The sequence below is a fragment of the Marinobacterium litorale DSM 23545 genome (assembly GCF_000428985.1).
GTDB classification, from domain to species: domain Bacteria; phylum Pseudomonadota; class Gammaproteobacteria; order Pseudomonadales; family Balneatricaceae; genus Marinobacterium_D; species Marinobacterium_D litorale.
In genome coordinates this window covers 1-5183 of record NZ_AUAZ01000060.1, presented here as the reverse complement: position 1 = coordinate 5183, position 5183 = coordinate 1, and the positions used below count along the sequence as shown (strand labels likewise).

General features: G+C 55.7%; 4 protein-coding genes. 1 reads left to right on the top strand and 3 read right to left on the bottom strand.

The genetic code is table 11. The features are described 5' to 3' along the window. Window positions 1-514, top strand: a 514-nt coding sequence (locus tag G403_RS0120330; RefSeq protein ID WP_027855606.1) for an IS5 family transposase, incomplete at its 5' end; no start/stop codon positions are given. 149 nt (window positions 515-663) lie between these two features. On the opposite strand, the gene G403_RS0120325 is transcribed toward G403_RS0120330, so the two are convergent. The 3 genes from G403_RS0120325 to G403_RS0120315 all read right to left on the bottom strand — a co-directional run. Next, window positions 664-2319, bottom strand: a complete 1656-nt coding sequence (locus tag G403_RS0120325) for a sigma-54-dependent Fis family transcriptional regulator (protein ID WP_027855605.1) — start codon at window positions 2317-2319, stop codon at window positions 664-666. Window positions 2320-2415: 96 nt separating this feature from the next. Beyond that, entirely contained in the window at window positions 2416-4086 is a 1671-nt protein-coding gene (locus G403_RS0120320; RefSeq protein ID WP_036234877.1) for an electron transfer flavoprotein-ubiquinone oxidoreductase, read from the bottom strand. Between the two features lie 545 nt (window positions 4087-4631). Then, window positions 4632-5183 (bottom strand): electron transfer flavoprotein subunit alpha/FixB family protein (locus G403_RS0120315; protein WP_027855603.1); only part of this gene is annotated, 552 nt, incomplete at its 5' end.

The following is a 5183-nucleotide window of genomic DNA, read 5'->3' as shown; positions in this document are numbered from 1 at the left end:
CAAAAACAAAACCGGTGAGCGTGACCCGGAGATGCATCAGACCAAGAAAGGCAATGACTGGCACTTTGGAATGAAGGCGCATATCGGTGTTGATGCGCGAACCGGAGTCACTCACAGTTTCACGACGACAGCGGCTCATGAGCACGATCTTAATCAGGCCGGTCATGTACTGCATGGTGATGAGTCCTTTATCTTCGCGGACGCGGGATACCGTGGCGCGGAGAAACGGGATGAGTTGAAGCATGTTCGAGCTGATTGGCACATCGCAGAAAGACCGGGGACGCTCCAAGCTCTGAAAAAGCATCCCCGCATCAACAAAGTCAGAATCCGCACCGAATATCTCAAGGCGAGTGTGCGGGCAAAAGTGGAGCACCCCTTCCGGATCATCAAGTGCCAGTTTGGCTTTGTAAAAGCACGTTATCGCGGCCTGAAGAAAAACGACGGCAAACTGGCGATGCTATTTGCGCTGGCCAACGTTGTTCGTGTGGATCAGATGTTGAGAGCACAGGGTTAATCCGTCTGAACTGCCTTAAAGGACAGTTATGACCGACCTAAGACAGGTAAATCCTCGCTCCTGAGGAGCCACTCCGATAAGAATAGAGGATCAGCCCGGTATCGCGGACTTAATCACAGCTTCCATAGTGAACAATGATTTTTGAGCATTTAACGCTTGGAGAGTTTGTAGGCCACCTGACGCCGGGTGAGGCCCAGTAACCTGGCAGCCTCGGAAACATTACCTCCAGCCCGCTTCATCGCTTCATCCAGCAATCGGTCTTCGTGGCGTTGCAGTTTTAATTCCTGATCGCTCAGTTTTTCGTAATAGTCTCCCGACTGAGCAAGCCGATCCTCGCTGACAACTCCGTCAGTATTGACCGAGGCAACCATCTTTTTCTCCCTGTTGAGCTTGAGCTGCTCCAGACTGATATACCCATCTTCAGGGAGCAAAAGCACCGCACGTTCGATAACGTTCTCAAGCTGACGGACGTTACCGGGCCAGTCATAGTGGCTCAGCTCACTCATGGCCTCATCGGTAACACCCCGCACTGTTTTGTCATACACCGGCGCGTATTTGTCGATCATCGCTCTGACCAACAGTTTTATGTCGGACACACGTTCACGCAGAGGCGGTATCTCCACCGGGTAGGCTGATAACCGATAGTAGAGGTCCGAGCGGAAATTCCCCTCCTCTATTTGCTGGTTCAGATCCACGTTAGTCGCGGCAACAAGTCGAACATTGACCTTACGAATTTTGCCATCGCCCAAGCGCTCAACGTCACCGGTTTGTAGCACGCGCAAGAGCTTAACCTGAGCCGCTAACGAAAGCTCACCCAATTCATCCAGAAACAGCGTACCGCCATCAGCCCGTTCAAACTTGCCCGGTCGGGATTGCTGAGCCCCTGTGTAAGCCCCCTGACTGACACCGAATAGCTCTGCTTCGATCAATTCACTGGGAATCGCACCGCAATTGATGGGAACGAACGGCCCTTCACTACGATCGCTATTTTCGTGCAGCCATTTGGCGAACACCTCCTTACCAACCCCGGTTTCGCCCAGTATCAGCACTGAGATGGGGGCTTTCGCCGCTTTGCTGAGCATATCGAAGCATTGCTTGAAACCAGCCGATTCGCCAACCAGATTTCCCTGTTCCGGCGCTTTAGCACGTTTTCCGCGAAGCTCTTTGAGTTCCCGTTCTATGGCCACCAGATCCTGTTCAACCTGCTCGGGACGAAACAGATCAACGTACTCCTGATCATCCCAGGCTTCAGCCGGTTTACCGATCAGGACGCAGTGATCGTCGCCCTTGGCCGTACATTCCGCTTCTTTGAAGACAATAAACCGCTTGAAAAAACCCGTTACATAACCGGACGCATAGCCTGCCAGTGCCCAGCATACTGCATGATCTCCGACACCGAAGACTCGCGTGTGGCACTCGGATTCCAGAGACTCGTCACAAACTGCGCGACCATAAAAAACACCGGCTTCCCAATCAATATCCGCATCGGTCACCTCGGCTTTTACTACACCTTCAAACCCGTGCAGTTCAGGCCCTACCCGGAAAACGTCGTAGTTATCCCCTTCGCCATACAGCTTATAGGCCAGGCTTGCATCCTGCTGGCCAGAGACGAATCCCATGCGCAGTAGGGTCCCTTTGGCTTTTTCGATACCGTAGTTTTCGATGAGGTCGCGCCGCAGCTCGGCAAACGCAGAGGCGTGTAAAAGAAACATCCGGTTCTGATCGAGCCAGATATGTCCCTTTTGTATATCGAAATGGAGGCGTGACCGCAGGTTAAAACGGTCGATGAGGCGTTTTTTTGTCATTTTTTGTATTTGTTATGCGTCTTTATCAAACCAATTTATCGGAGTTTACAAAATTGTAAACCCCGACTGGCATTTATTGTTGATGGCACTAACAAATTACATATTGGGATAGTTGGGGCCGCCACCGCCTTCGGGTACCACCCAGGTGATGTTCTGCGCCGGGTCTTTGATATCGCAGGTTTTACAGTGCACACAGTTCTGCGCATTGATCTGGAACTTGGGCCCGGATTCCTCCTCCACGACCTCATACACCCCGGCCGGGCAGTAGCGCTGCGCAGGCTCGGCATAGGTAGGCAGGTTCTTGCTGACCGGTATCGTCGGATCAGCCAGTTTCAGGTGGCAGGGCTGATCTTCCTCATGGTTGGTGTTGGAGATAAACACCGAGGAGAGCTTATCGAAGCTGAGCGTGCCATCCGGTTTGGGGTAGTCGATCTTGGTGCACTGATCCGCCGGTTTCATCTGAGCATAGTCCGGCTTGTCATCATGCAGGGTGATCGGCAGCTTGCCGCCGAACAGGTTCTGATCGACAAAATTGAACGCCCCGCCCAGGATCGGTCCGAATTTGTGCATGGCCGGACCAAAGTTACGGGAGCGGAACAGCTCATCGTAGACCCAGGAATTCTTGAACTTATCGGCAAAGCTTGTCAGTTCAGTGCCGCCTTCACTGCCGCCCTGAATCGCTTCGAACACCGCTTCCGCCGCCAGCATGCCGGATTTCATCGCGGTATGGGTGCCCTTGATCTTGGCAAAGTTCAGCGTCCCGGCATCACACCCGATCACTAGTCCACCGGGGAAGGTCATCTTGGGCAGGGCGTTGAAGCCGCCCTTGGTGATGGCGCGCGCGCCATAAGCCACCCGGCTGCCGCCTTCCAGATGCTGGGACAGCACCGGATGGTGTTTGAGACGCTGGAACTCGTCGAAGGGGCTGAGCCAGGGGTTGGTGTAGTTCAGATCCACAATCAGACCCACCACCGCCTGGTTGTTCTCCAGGTGATAGAGGAAGAACCCACCGGTCGTATCGCCTTCAAGCGGCCAGCCGGAACCATGCACCACAAGCCCCGGTTGATGCTTGGCCGGATCGATATCCCAGAGCTCCTTGATACCGATACCGTAGTGCTGGGCATCGGCTTCAGTATCGAGCTTGAACTGACTGATCAGCTGTTTGCCCAGATGACCGCGGCAGCCTTCGGCAAAGAGGGTGTACTTGGCGTGCAGCTCCATCCCCTCCATGTAGTTGGGACCCTGCTCACCTTCAGCGGTAACGCCCATATCACCGGTGGCAATACCCTTAACGCTGCCATCGTCGTTGTACAGCACCTCGGCGGCCGCAAAGCCGGGGAAGATCTCTACGCCCAGGCCTTCAGCTTGCTCCGCCAGCCAGCGGGTAAGATTACCCAGACTGACCACGTAGTTGTTCAGGCCATGGCCGGTGTTGTGCATGGTCTTGGGGATCAGGGCGTTGGGCAGTTTCTTGGCAGCGCTGTCGCTCTTGAGCAGATAGAGCTCATCGGCGGTAACCGGGGTATTCAGTGGAGCGCGACTCTCCACAGGAGCGTCTTTCCAGTTGGGAAATAGCTCGTCCAACGCACGGGATTCGATCACCGCACCGGAGAGGATATGCGCGCCCACCTCGGAGCCTTTCTCGACCACGCAGACGGTCAGCTCCTGCTCAGCCTCCTGCGCCTGCTGCATCAGGCGGCAGGCAGCGGACAGGCCGGAGGGCCCGGCTCCGACGATAACGACATCAAATTCCATGGATTCGCGCATACATACCTCTTGTTATTTATCGTGCCCTAGCTATCTGGGCACCTTATATCTTGATTTTTAAGCGGCGGAACCGAAAGGAGTTAGCTTTTTCGGGACACGCTGTAAATCCTTCATTTGGCAGCCGGTTTTCGCCGGGGGCGAGTTAAGGAACTTGTGCGGACAAGTCCCTTAACAATCCCAAGCCGCCCCTGTCGTTGGGTCGGCTGCGCCGACTCCCCTGTGCGTCTCAGCTGTCAGCGCGGTGCCGGAAACTCGGCTTCGCCTCAAACATCCGGCCCCTTTACCGCTGCCAACCTGCGATGCTCGGCTGCACGGAAGGGGTTCTCTAAGTCCCGGGCCTGTTCAGGTTCTCCGAACCCATCTATCCCCTGTGCAGGGTGTGGCAGCAGACTCGCATAGGACAGCAGGGTTGCTGTTCACTGACCGTCTGCCGCCAGGGACGGCGGCAGTCGAGCGCCCAGGGATGGGTTCACAGCGTGTCAGTGCACAGTAGCCCTGTTGGCCGAGCACTGCTGACTTAGACGGCTCCGCGTTGTCAGAGTGGTTTAAAGCTTCGACTCCAACTCCGGCAATACCTCAAACAGATCCCCCACCAGTCCGTAATCGGCCACCTGAAAGATCGGCGCTTCTTCGTCCTTGTTGATCGCCACGATCACTTTGGACTCTTTCATCCCCGCCAGATGCTGTATGGCACCGGAGATACCGACAGCAATATAGAGCTCGGGGGCTACGATCTTACCGGTCTGGCCCACTTGAAGGTCGTTGCTCACAAAACCGGCATCCACCGCCGCACGGGAAGCACCGATGGCGGCACCCAGTTTATCGGCCACTTTTTCCAGCAGGGCAAAGTTCTCGCCGTTGCCCATGCCTCGGCCACCGGAGATGACGACACGGGCCGCGGTCAGGTCGGGGCGGTCGGATTTGACCAGCTCTTCACCGACAAAGCTGGATGTGCCGGCATCACAGGCGGTGTCCAGTGTTTCCACGGCAGCACTGCCACCCTCGGCCGCAGCCTTGTCGAACGCCGAGGTGCGCACGGTGATCACTTTGATCGCATCCTGCGACTGCACGGTGGCGATGGCGTTACCGGCGTAGAT